Annotated in this window: 16 protein-coding genes and 1 tRNA gene; 5 read left to right on the top strand and 12 right to left on the bottom strand. The window is 63.5% G+C overall.

Annotation, left to right across the window (positions count from 1 at the left end):
• Positions 1-74 precede the first annotated feature (74 nt).
• Positions 75-551: a helix-turn-helix domain-containing protein gene (locus tag G8767_RS22465; RefSeq protein ID WP_124566740.1), complete on the top strand. Its 477-nt coding sequence runs from the start codon at positions 75-77 to the stop codon at positions 549-551.
• A gap of 57 nt (positions 552-608) precedes the next feature.
• Here G8767_RS22465 and G8767_RS22460 read toward each other — a convergent pair whose 3' ends face one another.
• The 6 genes from G8767_RS22460 to G8767_RS22435 all read right to left on the bottom strand — a co-directional run bounded on the left by G8767_RS22460 (position 609) and on the right by G8767_RS22435 (position 7,756).
• On the bottom strand, positions 609-1,640 hold the full coding sequence (locus G8767_RS22460; protein WP_124566741.1) for an iron-siderophore ABC transporter substrate-binding protein: 1,032 nt from the start codon (positions 1,638-1,640) through the stop codon (positions 609-611).
• Between the two features lie 373 nt (positions 1,641-2,013).
• Positions 2,014-3,162: an acyl-CoA dehydrogenase family protein gene (locus G8767_RS22455; RefSeq protein WP_124566742.1), complete on the bottom strand. Its 1,149-nt coding sequence runs from the start codon at positions 3,160-3,162 to the stop codon at positions 2,014-2,016.
• 74 nt (positions 3,163-3,236) lie between these two features.
• Positions 3,237-4,424: a CoA transferase gene (locus G8767_RS22450; protein WP_166811837.1), complete on the bottom strand. Its 1,188-nt coding sequence runs from the start codon at positions 4,422-4,424 to the stop codon at positions 3,237-3,239.
• Positions 4,421-5,860 (bottom strand): MFS transporter, encoded by a 1,440-nt coding sequence (locus G8767_RS22445; RefSeq protein WP_346843021.1) that lies wholly within the window; start codon positions 5,858-5,860, stop codon positions 4,421-4,423. The genes G8767_RS22450 and G8767_RS22445 overlap by 4 nt, the downstream gene beginning before the upstream one ends.
• The gene (locus G8767_RS22440) at positions 5,805-6,599 is read right to left on the bottom strand and encodes an enoyl-CoA hydratase-related protein (protein ID WP_124566744.1); all 795 of its coding nucleotides are present in this window, start codon (positions 6,597-6,599) and stop codon (positions 5,805-5,807) included. Before G8767_RS22440 ends, G8767_RS22445 begins: the two co-directional genes overlap by 56 nt.
• A 122-nt stretch (positions 6,600-6,721) precedes the next feature.
• Entirely contained in the window at positions 6,722-7,756 is a 1,035-nt protein-coding gene (locus tag G8767_RS22435; protein ID WP_185564459.1) for a LysR family transcriptional regulator, read from the bottom strand.
• Between the two features lie 652 nt (positions 7,757-8,408).
• Between G8767_RS22435 and G8767_RS22430 the strand changes: the two genes are divergently transcribed.
• Complete coding sequence (locus G8767_RS22430) at positions 8,409-9,392, top strand: nitronate monooxygenase (RefSeq protein WP_124566745.1); 984 nt, start codon at positions 8,409-8,411, stop codon at positions 9,390-9,392.
• A gap of 772 nt (positions 9,393-10,164) precedes the next feature.
• The gene (locus G8767_RS22425; protein ID WP_124566746.1) at positions 10,165-10,602 is read left to right on the top strand and encodes a hypothetical protein; all 438 of its coding nucleotides are present in this window, start codon (positions 10,165-10,167) and stop codon (positions 10,600-10,602) included.
• Between the two features lie 354 nt (positions 10,603-10,956).
• On the opposite strand, the gene G8767_RS22420 is transcribed toward G8767_RS22425, so the two are convergent.
• Together G8767_RS22420 and G8767_RS22415 are read right to left on the bottom strand one after the other, a co-directional pair.
• The gene (locus G8767_RS22420) at positions 10,957-11,349 is read right to left on the bottom strand and encodes a DUF6461 domain-containing protein (protein WP_124566747.1); all 393 of its coding nucleotides are present in this window, start codon (positions 11,347-11,349) and stop codon (positions 10,957-10,959) included.
• On the bottom strand, positions 11,346-11,522 hold the full coding sequence (locus tag G8767_RS22415; protein ID WP_166811829.1) for a hypothetical protein: 177 nt from the start codon (positions 11,520-11,522) through the stop codon (positions 11,346-11,348). Before G8767_RS22415 ends, G8767_RS22420 begins: the two co-directional genes overlap by 4 nt.
• Positions 11,523-12,163: 641 nt before the next feature.
• On the opposite strand from G8767_RS22415, the gene G8767_RS22410 reads away from it, so the two are divergent.
• On the top strand, positions 12,164-13,720 hold the full coding sequence (locus G8767_RS22410; RefSeq protein WP_166811835.1) for an acyl-CoA synthetase: 1,557 nt from the start codon (positions 12,164-12,166) through the stop codon (positions 13,718-13,720).
• A 1-nt stretch (position 13,721) separates the two neighbouring features.
• Here G8767_RS22410 and G8767_RS22405 read toward each other — a convergent pair whose 3' ends face one another.
• From G8767_RS22405 to G8767_RS22390, 4 genes are all read right to left on the bottom strand, one after another.
• The gene (locus tag G8767_RS22405; protein WP_124566749.1) at positions 13,722-14,075 is read right to left on the bottom strand and encodes a VOC family protein; all 354 of its coding nucleotides are present in this window, start codon (positions 14,073-14,075) and stop codon (positions 13,722-13,724) included.
• A gap of 76 nt (positions 14,076-14,151) precedes the next feature.
• Complete coding sequence (locus tag G8767_RS22400; protein ID WP_124566750.1) at positions 14,152-14,475, bottom strand: hypothetical protein; 324 nt, start codon at positions 14,473-14,475, stop codon at positions 14,152-14,154.
• Positions 14,476-14,549: 74 nt separating this feature from the next.
• Positions 14,550-14,623, bottom strand: a tRNA-Pro gene (locus G8767_RS22395).
• Between the two features lie 54 nt (positions 14,624-14,677).
• Entirely contained in the window at positions 14,678-15,646 is a 969-nt protein-coding gene (locus G8767_RS22390; protein ID WP_095969663.1) for a metallophosphoesterase, read from the bottom strand.
• A 132-nt stretch (positions 15,647-15,778) separates the two neighbouring features.
• Here G8767_RS22390 and G8767_RS22385 point away from each other — a divergent pair.
• Positions 15,779-16,064, top strand: a 286-nt coding sequence (locus G8767_RS22385; RefSeq protein ID WP_166811833.1) for a GatB/YqeY domain-containing protein, incomplete at its 3' end; no start/stop codon positions are given.

Here is a 16,064-nt window from a genome sequence, read left to right as displayed (position 1 = left end):
AGGCGGTAAGTTGTCAACGTGCGCGCTGGGCTCTGCTGGCCGCCGTCTGGCACAGGAAAGGTGGGATCACCGAGGTGGAGGCACCGCGCGACATCTCCGTGGAGCGGGAGCGGCTGATGGACGAATTCCGCGCGTACGGTGGGACGTTCACCGAATTCAGCCATCGATTCGCGTCGTGGCTGGGTCTTCATTCCACCGATGCAACTGCCCTGATGGAAATCACCGCAGCCGAGGAGAAAGGTGCGCCGCTCTCACCCGCGCGCCTCGCGGAGCGGATCTCCTTGACGTCGGGCGCAACCACCGCGCTGCTCAATCGTCTGGAGAAGGCGGGACACATCGTCAGGACCCGAGAGAATGCAGACCGTCGCGTGGTCACGCTGCACAGCAGTGCGCATGTGCAGGACCTCGCGGACGAGTTCTTCGGCCCACTTGCCGTGCGACTCGACGCCATGATGGAGAAATACCCGCCCGAACTGCTCAGTCGATTCGAGGAATTTCTCGTCGACCTGCACTCGACGATGAACGAACACCTCGAGCAGGACAACCGCTGAACAAAAAACGCCGCTCGACTCCGGAGAGTCGAGCGGCGGTCTTGGCTTCGGTGACGGCTACTTGCCGAGCTTGGCCTGCAGGTCGTCGAGAACCAGGCCGGCACCTGTCGGGCCGAGACCCAGGAACCAGGTCTCGTCGCTGACCTCGGTGGCGCGGCCTTCCTTGACTGCGTCCATGCTGGCCCACAGCGGGCCGGCAACGACGGTGGTCTGGCCGGTGTCGGCGGGATTTCCGTAGCTGGAGTAGAAGATTCGGTCACCCTCTGCTTCGGTGATCGTTTCCGGGCTGACCTCGACGGCCAGTTCGTCGATGTCCTGGATCGCCGGGCGGGGCAGGCCGACGTCCTTCAAGATGACGCCGATGAACGACAGGTTGCCGTACAGGCGCAGCTTTCCGGACATGAAGCGAACCAGTGAGATGGTGGGGGAGCCGTCGATCGACTCACGGACCTGATCCGCGTGCGTCTGGTAGTCGTTGAGAACCTGCTCGGCCTTGGTCTCCTCGCCGAGTGCGTCACCGGCAAGGAGGAAGTTCTCCTTCCACGGGAAGCCGGGGCGGATACTGAAGACCGTCGGAGCGATTGCCGCGAGCTGCGGGTACAGCTTGTCCTGGCGCAACTTGCTACCGAGGATCAGATCGGGCTGCAGTGCGGTGATCGCCTCGAGGTTGAGGTTGTTGGTCGTGCCCACGTCGGGGACTCCGACCAACTTGTCGGCCAGGTACGACGGCTGACCGGCGGCACTTTCCGGGCTGGCGATGCCTACCGGCGTGATCCCGAGCGAGAGGACCTCGTCGAGTTCGCCACTGTCGAGGACCACGACGCGGGTCGGCTTGGCCTCGAGGGTGGTCTCGCCCAGAGCGTGGGTGATGGTGCGCGGGAACTCGCCGGGCGCGGCGTCGCTGCCGAGCTTCGCAGTTTCCGTGTCGGCAGTGCTGAACAGCTTGCCGCCGGTCGCGACATCGGTGTTGCCGTTTGCGTTGCCGCCGGCGTCGGAAGAACCGCAGGCCGTAGCGGCAAAAACAGTCGCCAAGGCAACCATGGCGACCCGGACCGACGTGCGGCTCCGGAGAGTGGTGCGTGAATGCATTAGGCTACCCTACCTTTATTGTCCGATTGCCTGATCCGCCGGTTCTCGCCCAGCGGCTTTGCGAACGCGGCAGATCGTTTCTGCCGTCAGGCGTCGGTCGGTGGTACTCGGTACAGGGATTGTGTGGGAAGGGCTTGACGAAGGCGGTCGATCTCGTTGCTCGAATCCATCACCTCGGAACAAGTGCTTCACTCACTACGTCCAAGGCAACGGCGACCGCTACTGCCTTGCAAGGGCCGATGGTCCAGTCGGGCGCGGGATGGCTTGCGAACAAGATGAATACACAGTTGAGCTGACCAATCGCTAAGGCCCGCAACGGATTCGTTGCGGGCCCTGCCGCCGTTCCTGCCCCGGGGTAGGGCGCTCCGCATCGTCAGAGGTTCAGCGACTTGGAGATGACGCTCTTCATGACCTCGCTTGTGCCGCCGAAGATGCGCGAGACGCGGGCGTCCGCGAACAGTCGCGCGATCGGGTACTCGCGCATGTAGCCGTAACCGCCATGCAGCTGCAGGCACTTGTCTATGACCCGCGACTGCATCTCCGTGCAGAACAGCTTCGCCTTCGCGGCGTCGGCAGGGGTGAGCGTTCCGGCGTCGAGGGCGGCTATAGCGCGGTCTACCAACGCCTGACCCGCTTCGAGATCCGTCGCGCATTCGGCGAGGACGAACTTCGTGTTCTGGAAGTCGGCGACCCGCTGACCGAACACCTTGCGCTCCTTGACGTACTCGACGGCCAGGTTCAGCGCCGCGACCGCGGTGGCCTGCGCCGTCACCGCGATCGTCAAACGTTCCTGCGGCAGGTTGGCGCTGAGCATGGAGAAGGCCTCGCCCTCCATCCCCAGCAGGTTCGAAGCCGGCACCCGGACGTTGTCGAACAGCAGTTCCGCAGTGTCCTGCGCCTTCAGTCCGAGCTTGTCGAGGTTGCGCCCGCGGCTGAAGCCGGGCATCCCGGACTCGACGACGAGCAGCGAGAGCCCCCTCCGTCGATTGCTGTCGCCGCGTGACGTACGCGCGACGACGACGACGAGATCGGCATTGATACCGCCGGTGATGAAGGTCTTGGCGCCGTTAAGGGTGTAATCGTCGCCGTCGCGCACCGCGGTGGTGGCCACGCCGGCCAGGTCCGAACCCGTCCCGGGTTCGGTCATCGCGATTGAGCTGACCAGTGATCCGTCGGCGAACCCCGGGAACCAGCGTGCCTTCTGCTCCTCGTTGGCAAACTCGAGGAAGTACGGCAACACGGTGTTCAGGTGCACCTGCAACCCACCCAATGTCGCGGCGGCGTAACCGTTCTCCTCGAGAACGACGGTGTTGAAGCGGAATGTGTCCATCCCGCCGCCACCGAACTCCTCGGGGATCTGCAGGCCGTTGATGCCAATTTCTGCGGCCTTCGTGTACAGCTCGCGGGGGACAATCCCAGCGGCTTCCCATTCGGGGATGTACGGCACGATCTCCTTGCCGACAAACTGCCGAACGGTGTCGCGGAACGCCTCGTGATCCTCGGTGTAGATGTCCCTGAGCATGATTCTCTCCTAGCAAGGTATGCGGAATGGGGATTCGGCGGGTGTGCCGAATCCTGAATCTTCGAGATGGGGTGTTACTGAGGCAGGCCGATCACCGATCGTGCCGCCAACGTGGAGATGTCCTGACCGGTGTAGCCGAGCTCGCTGAGCAGTTCTGCGGTGTGCTGGCCGATTCCCGGCGCACCCCTGCCGTCACCGCCGATCACGCTGGCCAAGTGCCACGGTGACCCAAGTGTGGTGTGCTGCGTCCCGTCGGGGCCCTCGACGTCGATGAAGAGTCCGGTCGCCTCCACGTCGGGGTTCTTGCGCACCTCGTCGTAGCTGCTGATCCGGCCGGCCACCACACCGTTAGGCGTGAGCAGGTCCATCGCCTGCTCGGTCGACATATGAGCGAAGGCCGCGCGCAGTTCGACCAGCAACTCCGCGCGGTTCGCGACCCGCACCGCATTCGATTCAAATCTTGCGTCCAGGACCAGGTCGGGTCGCTGGATCAGCCTGCACAGCTTCTCGAAATGCGGTACCGAGTAGGCGGACACCACGATCGCGCCGTCTCGCGTGGGCATGATGTCGGCGGCCGGGGCGACCGTCGGCTGCCCGTTTCCGCTGCGCACTGGAGGGTTCCCGGTCAGCAGGTATTCGCCCCAGTTTGGTCCTTGCAGATGGATGGCCACCTCGAGGAGCGAGACCTCGACCTCGTCGCCTGCCCCGAAGCGCAGCCTGCGGACGTAGGCGCCGAGGATGGCCTGCGCTAAGACGTGCGCAGCGGCGGCGTCGACCATCGGGAACCCGACCCGTTGCGGCTCACTGTCGGCCTCGCCGGTGACCCACATGATCCCGCTCTCGGCCTGCGCGGCGATGTCGAGGCCGGGCCTGCCCTTCGACGGGCCGTGCAAACCGAAGCCACTGACGGTCGCGTAGACGAGCCGCGGGTGCGCGGCTCGCACCGCGGCGGCTCCGAGTCCGAAGCTCTCCATGACGCCGGGGCGCAGGTTCTGGACGACGATGTCGGCGCCGTCGATCAGCTGGCGCGCAATCTTCTGTCCGTGCGGATTCTTGAGATCAAGCGCGATGCAGCGCTTGTCACGGTTATACGTGCGGAGGATCGCCTCGCCGTACAGTCCGATCAGTCGGGCGGACTCGCCGTGTACAGGCTCGACCTTGATGACATCGGCACCGAGATCGACCAGGATCTGCGTTGCTGCCGGGGCCGCGATGAACTGTCCGAAGTCGACGACCCGGACTCCTTCCAGCGGTGGATTCACAGCGAAACCTCCACTCGTTCACGGATCTTGGCCAGATCTCGTTCGGGGCGGACCAGGAACAGAGCGAGCACGCCACCCACAGCCATGATGATGCCGGTCAGCGAGAAGCCCTGCCCGTATCCGGTGGCCTTGTCGGCCGCTCCGCCAATGAAGTGTCCGAGCAGCAAGGGGGCTATGACGCCTGCAAGGCTGTAGAACGCGACCAGGCACCCGAGGACCATGCCCCGCTGCTTTGGATGCACGACGTCGCCGATCGCGGTGAAGGCGATCGCGTAGGCGGCCGTGTTCATCGAGAAAGCAAGGGTGATGAAGGCCATCTGCATGGGCCCCCTGTCGATCGTCGTGAACAGGTACATCGACAGCCCGGCGATGACCACCAGGCCGCCAGCGAGATAGCCGCGCGCGATGCGCCTCGACACACCGCGTGCGGTGAGCCGGTTCGAGAGCAGTCCGGCGCCGATCGCCGCCGCTGCGGCGACAGCATAGGGCAGCATGATGAGCCAACCGGCGGTGATCGTGTCGTAGCCGAGTCCTTGGTTGAGGTACAGCGGCAGCCAGGAGACCTTGAGCGTGGTCGACCAGTAGGCGAAGAACGTGAGGAATCCGATGCCGATCACGCTCCCCGTGGTGAGCAGCACGCGCAGCGACGCTTGCACCGGCAGCGCTGCCGCCGCTTTCGGGTCGTCGGCGACTGACTCGGCCGTCTGCTGTTCGGGCGCGTCCCTGCTGAGTATCAGCCACGCAACCAGCCAGAGCGCCCCGACGACGATGAGCACACCGAAAGCAGCGTGCCAGGACCACGTGGCGATCACCCAGGTGAGGACGGGTGCCGCGATCAATGGGCCGATGGACGCTCCGGCGCTGACGACGCCCGCCGGTAGGCTACGTTTTTCGGGTGGGAACCACGAGTGCACGATGTGGGTCGCCAACGCGTAAGCGGGACCCTCCGCGAAGCCCAACGCGATCCGACACGCCAGGAGCACCGTGAAGTTGACCGGCCCGAGCATCGGGAGCATGGTCAGGATCCAGATCAGCATCAACACCGAGACAAGCCACCGGACATTGATCTTCGAGGTCAGCGCGCTGACCAGGATCGCGCCCGCCGCGAACAGCCAGAAGAAGGCGCTCTGCAGCAGGCCGAACTGTTGGGCCGAGATGCCCAGATCGTTCATTATTTGCACACCGCCGAAGGCGAGGACGGCCTTGTCGGCGAAGTTGAGCAGCATAAAAGCGAGCAGGAGCAGCGTAACGATCCAGGCCCGCCGTTTCACGGAGGGGCGTGACATCAATGTCTGCGGGGGCGATGTTGGAACCTTGATGGTCATGAGGGTCTCCAAAGGAAGAAGAGAACGCAATGTCTGCCGCGCGAAGGTGGAATATTCAGCGACCGGCGAAAACAGGCTCGCGACGTTGCAGGAAGGCCGACGCAGCCTCACGTGCGTCGTCGGTGTGGAAGCAATGGACCATGCGGTCGACCTCCACGCCGAGGTATTCCGCGAGCGGAAGTGCCTGCGCGCCGAGTAGGTTCTGCTTCATCGCCCTGACAGCGACCGGGGCGGCTGACGCCAACCGCGCGGTGATCCGGTCGGTGAGTTCGCCGAGCCCGTCGGCGGGAGCGACCGCCGTGACCAGCCCGATCTCTGCCGCCCGGCGCACGTCGAACTTCCCGGGCATCAGGAACAGTTCTCGGGCCCTTGCGCTACCGAGCAGGTGTGTGAGGAACCAGATCCCGCCTAGGTCGCCGGAGAGGCCGGCACCGAGGAAGGCCGTATTGAAGACTGCGGTGTCGGCGGCGACCCTGAAATCGGTCGCCAACGCCAGCGACAACCCTGCCCCAGCGCAGGCGCCGTTGATCGCGGCCACCGTGGGCTGGGGCATCAGGTGCAGGTGCTGTGCCACGTTGCTCGCGGCGCGCAACCGCGCCGTGTCACCCTCGACCGAATCACCGCGCAGCGACCGGAGTTCCGGCGGTGCGGCGAGATCAGCGCCGACGCAGAAGGCCGAGCCGGAGCCGGTGAGCACAATGACTCGGACCTCGCGATCGGCCTCGAGCCGGGTCAGAATGGCTTCGAGGTCGCCGAGGAGCCGGATGGACAGTGCGTTTCGACGCTCGGTGTTGCGGAGGGTCACCGTCGCGATTTCGCGAGCGATCGAGCACGTGACCTGAGATGGCATCTGGGTGCCTCCTGTGAGTATGTGGTCACTCACGAACCAGCTTCGCGATGACATGCATCACATTCAATGTCTGCTTATCGACAGGGTCAAAGACCTGTTTCGGTTCACTTGACTGCAATTGCCTATCTATCGATGTCGTTGCCCTCTACGAGCCGGGAAATCGGCGACTGGATGCGAAACTCCTCGAGTTGCCGCTTCTCGACCGCCGACACCGTCAACGCTGCGGCTTCGATCCTGCTCAGACCCGATGCCATGCGACGTTCGACGGCCCGATCCCAGGACGCGAGACTTGCCTTGGTCTGGTCGAGGAAGGCCGAAGCGGCGCCGGTAAGTCGCCCGGGTCGATGCACGACACCCATCTGTCGCCGAAGCTCCGGAGCCAGTTCCCGCACGACCGCGCCACGCTGCGCTGCGTCCAACGCGATCCGCATCGGCAGGATTGCCGCGCCTGCGCCCGATAACACCATTGGTACAACGGCACCGCGCTGTGGCACTTCGACGGCAATCCTCGGCTCGACCCCGCTGGCTCGCAGCATGGACTCCACGTAGTCGCGACTACCGGTATTGCGCTCCCCCATCACCAGCGGTATGCCTGTCAGCGACTCGAGGGGGACGGGATCCGGAAATTCGGATTCGGTTCCGGGTGGGAGCACCAGCACGAAGGTCTGCCAGCCCAGGGGCTGGTCGACAACCCCCTCTCGCGGTAGTGGGAGGACCGTGATTCCAAGTTCACAGGCACCCGACTTGACCATCTCGATAACCTCCGAGAGGTGGTCGCGCTCCTCGATTCGGAGGTGAATGTTCGGATTCTTGACCCGGAACTGAGCTACCCACACGGATAGCGGATCCGTCGACATGTCCGACAGGCCCGCGATGTCTATTCGGCCCCGTTCGACATCTCGAACCTCGCGCACTGCCTCGCGCGCGGAATCCATGTCCCGCAGGATCTGCCGGGCTGGGCCGACGAGCGCCTCGCCGGCCGGGGCCAAGACGATGCCCCTGCCGACCCGATGGAACAACTCGGTCCGAAGGTCCTTCTCCAGCTTTCTGATGGACTGAGACAGGGAGGGCTGCGCGACGTGCAAAGCGGCGGCGGCCCGATTCACGCCGCCGTTGTCGACCACTGCGAGGAAATACTCCAACTGCCGAACGTCCATCCCCAAAACCTACGGGTCGGCGACAGTCTCGGCCGAGGGAGACGTCCATCTCCAGGTCCTCGGGGCCTCGTCCACCGGAGATCGTGGATTTACGTCTAGAAGAGGACGTCCACGTAGACAAGGGCCTGTCCGGTTCGTTTCCTTACCGCACGGCTGATGGTCAGGTACGGAGCGTCCGTCACGATCTCGGCAGTGCGGCCGTGGGCTAGGCGTCCGCGATCAATAGATTGCGCCTATCGACGGGACTGCAAATTGGTCATGGACTGCGCCGCCGGTGCCCACCACGCTTATCGGAGAATCCGATCCGAGGTGAGGACATCCGTGGACACACTGCAACCAACATGGCAACGCGAGGGTGAGGAACCCCATGCTCAACGGCGAGACCATCCGACTCGACGACGCCATCAGCACAGCCTCGCGCTGATCGAGGAGGGACGATAACCGGAGAGCACGAAACCACCGCCGGCATGACTGGAATTCCAGCGCTGCAGCGCGGCCTCATCTGTTAGATCACGCCACCTCCTAAGACCACGAGAACAAGAAGCCGTCCTCGTGGTCTCCCGACCAGTTCGCCGTCGGGTACACAACCATCGTGCTGCGCGTCGTCGGCCACCGACCCAATGACTGAAACATCAACTGCGAGGAGATTTTCGTGCTGTCCACCGCCTTCACCGAGACCTTTGGCGTCCGCCACCCCATCGCGCAGGGCGGCATGCAGTGGGTCGGTCGCGCCGAACTCGTTGCCGCTGTTGCCAACGCTGGGGCCCTCGGCATGATCACCGCATTGACCCAGCCCACCCCCGAGGATCTGGCCAAGGAGATCGCCCGCACCCGCGAGCTGACCGACCAGCCGTTCGGGGTGAACCTGACCATCCTGCCCGCGATCACTCCTCCGCCGTACGAGGAGTACCGGCAGGTCATAATCGACTCGGGTGTCAAGATCGTGGAGACCGCCGGATCCAACCCTGCCCCGCACTTGCCAGACTTCCACGCTGCCGGCGTCAAGGTGCTACACAAGTGCACCAGCGTCAGGCACGCGATCAAGGCACAGGACGCGGGTGTCGATGGCATCAGCATCGACGGCTTCGAATGCGCCGGCCACCCCGGTGAGGACGACATCCCGGGTCTGGTGTTGATCGCCGCCGCGGCCGAGCAGATCACCATCCCGATGCTCGCATCCGGCGGCTTCGCCGACGGACGCGGTCTCGTAGCGGCGCTCGCACTCGGCGCCGACGGCATCAACATGGGCACCCGCTTCATGTGCACTGCCGAATCGCCTATCCATCAGAACATCAAGGAGGCGATCGTAGCGGCCACGGAGACCGACACCGAGCTGATCTTTCGGCCGCTGCGCAACACCGCGCGCGTCGCCAGTAACTCGGTCAGCCGCGAGGTTGTCGAGATCTTGAACGCCGGCGGTCAATTCCTGGACGTTCAAGAACTCGTCGCTGGCGCCCGCGGTCGCCGCGTCTACGAGAACGGCGATCCCGAGGCCGGCATCTGGTCCGTCGGCACCGTCCAGGGCATCATTCACGACATCCCCACCGCCGGTGCGCTCGTCGAGCGCATCGTCCTCGAGGCTGAGGCACTCATCTCCGAACGGCTCACGGATATGATGTCGCGTGTAAACGCCTGATAGACATTGTCTTTCAGAAGAAGTTATGAATCGCAACTATTTCGAGAGTGGTCGTGAGGCGTGCCGGAGCCGGAGGGGAGCGACACGGCAACGATTCTCGACGTCGATGTGGTGCATCGGTGACTTCATTCGAGGGCCGATCGGAGCCGACATCCGCAGCCCTGTGAACAGGATCGTTGCCCCCTGTCCTGGGAGCACATGTTGCACGTCGTTATCAAGGAAGGCGGCCGCATCCTCCACGGCGGAGGGGCGCACCCATGGCAAGGGCTTCGACGACGCCCGCGTAGTCGAACGCTGCAAAGCCAAGGGTGCTCGTGCTGGAGTCGTATACCTGCGCTCGATCATCGCCAGCTTCTCCTGGCTCGCCTCCAACGAGACACTCGTCGATGAAAAAGGTTTCACAGCAGCATGTTCCATCAATCGGGCCGGGTGTTCTTGGCCCCGCGCGGCATCGTCAGGTTACGTGGGCTGTCGCGGACAACGGCGCCTGCTACCGCTCGACTTATGTTCGCCCGCACCTTGGCCGGGATGCGGCACCGGAACATTCACTGCAACTACCGTCACCCCCTCCTGTCGCGATGAAACCGCCTCCAGTGACACGACTCCACGCCGGGATCATCAATGTCATGGTCTTGAGCTTTGTGTAGCGAGGCCATGTCCGTGAATGTCTAATTGACCCTTAAGGTTTCGCTAATGAGTGCCGAGTTTTTCGCCCATACCTTGGGTGATGTCGGAGCCACAAGGGCCACGACATCGAGCGAGGAGTCCGATAATGAACAAGTCCTTAACCACCCACACCACCCGTCGGCGGTTGGTCATCGCCGCCGCGGGAATCGCCGCTGCGGGCGCGCTGGCCGTACCGGGCATCGCTTGGGCTCAGGACGGGATTCCGGCGAGCGAGCCGACTGCCGTCGACGCCTCCGTCGAGGTCGCCCCTGCTGGCGGGATCGCGTTCGACACAGTGGAGGGTGTGACCTCGCCGAGTGATACGCCGGAAAGCACGGTGATTACTCCGGGTGACGGCGCGACCCAGGGCGGACTCGGGCTCGAAACAGTCGAGGGTGTGACCTCGCCGAGCGATATGCCGGAAGCCACGGTGATTACTCCGGGTGACGGCGCGACCCAGGGCGGACTCGGGCTCGAAACAGTCGAGGGTGTGACCTCGCCGAGCGATACGCCGAACGTCACAGTCATGGTACCCAACCCCTGAGTTCACGGGTGCGGGCACCGCGTTTGCCCGCACCCTGGCCGGGTGTAGGACCCGTTCTCCGGTCCTACACCCGGCCACACCGGCAAGTCGATGGCCGCCCACCGGATCCTGACCGAGGAGTTCCTTACGCGCGTCCGTCGACGCTGTCACGTTGTTGAACGTGCATCAATGTTGCATCTGATGCAACCTTCAGCTCGCTTAGCGGCCCGTCGCCTCCGCGCGCTCTCGAATCCTGGGCTTCCGATAGTCGACGGTCCTCCACCGTCCGGGTCGAGCCCGACCTCTTTCATCCGCGACTGCCACGCCTCCGACATCGGGTTCAGCCCTGCCTCGGAACTGAAGAGGGGGGTCGACCTACGCGGTATGAATTCCGTTCTGCCACAGGTCGAACGAGGATGCGGCTTCGACGTCGCGCGAGTGTGTGAGTACTTCACGCCCCACCGACAGAGGCATCATCAGGTCGTCGTCCGAGCCGGTCCACGCCATCGGAGCGATCGTGATCGTCCCGTTCCCCAAGGCCGCGGCGCCGACGATCGAAAACTCTTCCCACTCTATGTCGTTGATACCGTGCAACCCGCGGAATTCCCCCAGGTAGCGCACGGTCATCGACTCGATCACGGCAGTCGGCGTCGCGTCGCGCACGTAAGTCACGTGCAGCCCGTTCTCGGTCCACGGATAGTCGCGGAGGAGGCACTCGAAGTCGCGATAAGTTTTGATGCGTAGGCCCTCCCGAAACGATTCCGTCATTTCCTGGTGATGATCGTCCGCAGCACGAAGCGGAACACCACCGCGGTACAGGCCCCGACCGCGATTCCGGCCATCCTGTCGTCCAGGAGAACCCCGACCGTGACGCCGGGAACTGTGGCAGCGACGATCGCCAACGCGACATCGGCGGGCACCGGCCGAGGACTGATCGCCATTCCCCTGTCGCGACAGTCGACGACGTACTCGCAGAGATCATCACACTCCGTTTGACGCGGACAACGCTGTTCAAGATGGGTGGGAACCGGTGACGAGGAGGTCAGGCCATGTGTGGGCGCTACGCAAAAAGCGCAGACATGGAATTGCAGTCGTCCTCGACACTATGCAGACCGCCGGGGATGAACTCCCACCGTCCTGCAACGTCGCACCCACCCAACCTGTCCGCGTCATCCTCAACAAACCCCAGGCGAGGAACCCGACTCCGAGCCCCAGGGGCAGCTCCGGACCGTCAACTGGGGCTTGCTCCCTGCCTGGGCCAAGGATCGGAAGATGGCATGCCTACTTTTCCAGATTCGGGCGTAGGGCGTACGGTGACCGTGGTGTGCCCTCCGCCTCGAATGGGACGGCGCATGGTTCAATGCAACCGATCTGCCAGCAGCACTAGCGGTTTCAACGGTGGAGTCGACGGGTGGGCGAGCTTGGCCAGCGTGTTGTCCGCCGCCGTCGATACCAGGTGAACGGCGCGTCAGGTCTCGCTCAGCGGGACCTCTACGCAATTCGGACTACAGGGCTCGAGCAACGTGTTAGCTTCGCGAAAGACCTGTGCTGGTAAGTGAAGACGCGTGTAGTGAGGAATTCGATGACCCTGAACATTGCCGATCTGTTCGAGGCCGTTGCCGATGCGATCCCCGATCGAGTTCCCTTGATCCTGGAAGATTCGCGGTTGAGCTACGCCGAACTCGAACTGCGATCGAACCGCCTCGCTCATCATCTGCAGTCCGTCGGCGTCGAAGCGGGCCAGCATGTCGGTATTCACATGCGTAACTGCGTCGAGTACGTCGAAGCGCTCCTGGCGTGCTTGAAGATCAGAGCGGTGCCGATCAACGTCAACTTCCGTTATACCGATGCAGAACTGCTGTACATCTACACCAACTCTCAAATGGTGGCACTGCTGGTCGAAGCAGAATTCGTGCCGACGGCTTTGGCTGTAGTTCCGCAGTGTCCGGAGATCACCCACGTGCTGATCGTCGGCGACGACTACGAGAACGCGCTTGCGGCGCAATCCGATACCCGCGACTTCGGCCCTCGCAGCAACGACGACCATTTCATCATCTACACCGGCGGTACAACCGGAATGCCCAAGGGCGTGGTGTGGCGGCACGAGGACTTCTTCTTCGCTGCGCTGTCCGGAGCAAACCTCAGCGGGCCACCGCGTCGGAGCCTCGAAGAGGTTGTGGAGGCGGCCCTGGCGAACACCAACCCGACTGTGCTGCTACTCATTCCGCCGCTCATGCATGGAGCCGCGATCTATTCACTGCTCACGGCATTTCTCATGGGAGTGCCCCGAGTGTTGACCCGCAGCTTCGATCCGATGGAGGTGCTGCGACTGGTCGAGGCCGAGAAGATCACCGGGATCACCGTCGTCGGCGATGCAATTGCTCGGCCGATCGCCGACGCCATCACCGCAAGCGAAGGGCGCTACGACCTTTCGACTCTTAAACTTATCGGGTCGGGTGGCGCATTGTTCTCCCCGAACCTGAAGGCAGAACTGACAACCCGATTGCCAGGGCTGGTGATCAAGGATGCGTTCGGTGCTTCGGAATCCGGCAACGACGGCGTCGTCGAATTCGGGGAGGACGGTTCCAAGCGAATTCGATCCAACCCCAACATGATTCTTGTCGACGACGAGTTTCGTCGTATCGAACCAGGCTCGGACGCAGTCGGTTTCATCGCCAGGGCCGGCCATGTTCCCGTGGCCTACTTCGATGACCCCGTCAAGACTGCGGCAACTTTCCCCGTCGTCGACGGGGTGCGTCTGGCGGTGCTCGGGGACATGGGCACGATGGAAGCCGACGGAACCATCGTGCTGCTCGGGCGCGGTTCGATGTGCATCAACTCCGGTGGCGAGAAGGTCTACCCCGAGGAAGTGGAGCAGGCACTCAAAACTCACCCGGCAGTTTTCGACGCGCTGGTCGCGGGCGCGCCCGACGCACGATTCGGTGAGAAGGTCGCCGCTGTCGTGCAGGTTCGACCGGGGTTCGAAGATGTTGCGACGGAAGCATTGTCGGAGCACTGCCGCACCCACGTCGCCGGGTACAAGATCCCCCGCTCGATCGTGCTCGTACCAAGTATCCTCCGCTCACCCAGCGGTAAGGCGGACTACCGTTGGGCTCGCGAAACCGTAGCGGGAGTGTGAATCAACTTTCGACTCCTTTGACGACGCACCACTCGTTTCCCTCGGGATCCAGCAACACCTGAAACGTGCCTGCCGGGTCCTCCTGAACAGTGCCGACCCGAGTTGCGCCGAGGCGCTCGGCGGCCTCGGTTGCAGCGACGACGTCATCCACGCTGACGTCGATGTGTAGACGATTCTTCGTCAGCTTGGATTCCGGTACGCGCTGGAACGCGAGGCGGGTCCATCCTGGTGGGTCGACAAACGCCCACTCCTCGCTCCGTTTCACCGGCTGCCCACCGAGGATTCCGGCCCAGAAGGTCGCCAACTGAACTGGCGCGGAGCAATCCACAACTACTTCGTCGACCTGCCCGATCACCTGTTCACAGCTCCGCTGAATGCGGCTGTCACATCTGCGCCCAATTCGGCTGTCACAGCTGCGCTGAATTCGGCTGTCACAGCCAGGGCTCGATCGGTTTCTTCACCCACATGATCTTCTCGTCCGGATGCTCACGCCGAGCTTCGGGTCGGTCTGGATGAGCGGCTGCCCACACGGCTTTCTCGTCGAGCAGTCCGGCCGCGATCGTCCAGGTCTCCCGCGTGCTCGGCGGATTGGCGCCCGCCGCCCGCGCGAGTTTGCGCAGCCGATCGTCGGGCATCTCGAGCAACTCTGCACTGCTGATATCGCGATCCCAGGCGAACTTGGCAAGGCCGACAGCTTTCTCACGTCGGCTACGGCTCGCCATGTCGTTGTGCGCGAAGTCTGGTTCGGATGCCACGGCTTCACCTTATCGTCAACGCAATCGAGGCCCTCCCGCGTAAGCGGAAGGGCCTCGATTGCTGTTCTTCACTGTCGGGGTGGCGGGATTTGAACCCACGACCTCTTCGTCCCGAACGAAGCGCGCTACCAAGCTGCGCCACACCCCGTGTCGAACCTCGGTTAGCTTACATTACCGAGTCGACTGACATTAAATCCGCAGGTCAGTTGCGTAGAACCGACGCTGGAGACTCTGTGGAACTGTGTGCGGAGACGTGCTCCGGTTCGCGCTTGGTGGCCGGAACCAGAGTCAGCAGAGTTGCCTCGGGGCGGCAGCAGAAGCGCGCCGGCGCCCACGGCGAAGTGCCGATGCCCGCGGAGACGTGCAGCTGAGTGTGTGCGCCCCACTTGGACGGCCCCTTGACCCGCGACCGGTCGATCTGGCAGTTGGTGACCAGCGCGCCGTAGAACGGAAGGCACAGCTGACCACCGTGCGTGTGGCCGGCGAGCACGAGGTCGTAGCCGTCGTCGGCGAACCGGTCGAGAACTCGAGGTTCGGGCGAGTGTGTCAGGCCGAGCTTGAGCTGGGCGACGGGATTGGGTGTTCCGGCGACGGTGTCGTAGCGATCACGCTTCAGGTGCGGATCGTCGACGCCGGCGGCCGCAATGCGAATACCGGCCACTTCGAGTTCGCGGCGCACGTGGGTCATGTCCAGCCACCCACGTTCGGTGAACGCGGCCCGCAGATCGCCCCAGGGGAGGGGATCCCCGGTGATGCGCTTGTCCTTGTTGAAGATGTAGCTCAGTGGGTTCTTCGGTTTCGGAGCGAAGTAGTCGTTGCTGCCGAAGACGAACAGACCCGGCCGAGCCAACAGATCGCCGAGTGCCTGGACCACTGCCGGGACGCTGCGCTGGTGCGACAGGTTGTCGCCGGTGTTGACCACGAGATCGGGATCGAGGCCTTCGAGCTCACGCAACCAATTCTGTTTCAACCGTTGGTTCGGCATCATGTGCAGGTCGCTGAGATGGAGGACCCGCAGCGACGACGAACCGGGCGCCAGGACTGGCATCGTCACCTCACGCAGTGCAAATGCATTGCGTTCGATGCCGGATGCGTACCCGATCCCTAGTGCAGCGGCGCCCGCGGCACCAAGTGCGGTGCGGGTCAGATTGGTGCGGAACTGGGAAGACACCTCTCAAGGATACGGGTGTGGCGTTCTTCTGCGTCGCTCTCGCCGCCTTTTACAGCTATTCCACAGAGAATTGTGTCCGGGCGGAGGTAACTATCGGCACGCTCGAAACGCCGAGCGCGTAACGTTTCCACCATGTCCGACACGACACCATCGCTCAAAGCCACTCTCCGAACCGACATGGTTGCATCCATGAAGGCGAAGGATCCGCTACGTACAGCCACCCTTCGGATGCTCATGGCAGCCATCCAGACCGAAGAGGTGGCCGGTAAGGAAGCACGAGTCCTCACCGACGAAGAAATCATCAAAGTCCTTGCAAAGGAATCGAAGAAGCGCGGCGAATCGGCCGAGATCTACACCGAGAACGGCCGCGGAGAGCTTGCCGCGAAAGAGCGCGCCGAAGCTCAGATCATCGACGAGT

Source organism: Rhodococcus sp. IC4_135 (genome assembly GCF_011602025.1).
Taxonomy (GTDB): domain Bacteria; phylum Actinomycetota; class Actinomycetes; order Mycobacteriales; family Mycobacteriaceae; genus Rhodococcus_F; species Rhodococcus_F baikonurensis.
The sequence above is the reverse complement of the archived record's forward strand: the minus strand, read 5'-3'. Positions and strand labels throughout refer to the sequence as shown.

Excerpts from the sequence above, each read along its gene's own strand:
- G8767_RS22455 (WP_124566742.1), bottom strand. The coding sequence starts at position 3,162 with ATGCTCAGGGACATCTACACCGAGGATCACGAGGCGTTCCGCGACACC.
- G8767_RS22420 (WP_124566747.1), bottom strand. The coding sequence starts at position 11,349 with ATGACGGAATCGTTTCGGGAGGGCCTACGCATCAAAACTTATCGCGAC.
- G8767_RS22415 (WP_166811829.1), bottom strand. The coding sequence starts at position 11,522 with ATGGCGATCAGTCCTCGGCCGGTGCCCGCCGATGTCGCGTTGGCGATC.
- G8767_RS22410 (WP_166811835.1), top strand. The coding sequence starts at position 12,164 with ATGACCCTGAACATTGCCGATCTGTTCGAGGCCGTTGCCGATGCGATC.
- G8767_RS22435 (WP_185564459.1), bottom strand. The coding sequence starts at position 7,756 with ATGGACGTTCGGCAGTTGGAGTATTTCCTCGCAGTGGTCGACAACGGC.
- G8767_RS22425 (WP_124566746.1), top strand. The coding sequence starts at position 10,165 with ATGAACAAGTCCTTAACCACCCACACCACCCGTCGGCGGTTGGTCATC.
- G8767_RS22440 (WP_124566744.1), bottom strand. The coding sequence starts at position 6,599 with ATGCCATCTCAGGTCACGTGCTCGATCGCTCGCGAAATCGCGACGGTG.
- G8767_RS22460 (WP_124566741.1), bottom strand. The coding sequence starts at position 1,640 with ATGCATTCACGCACCACTCTCCGGAGCCGCACGTCGGTCCGGGTCGCC.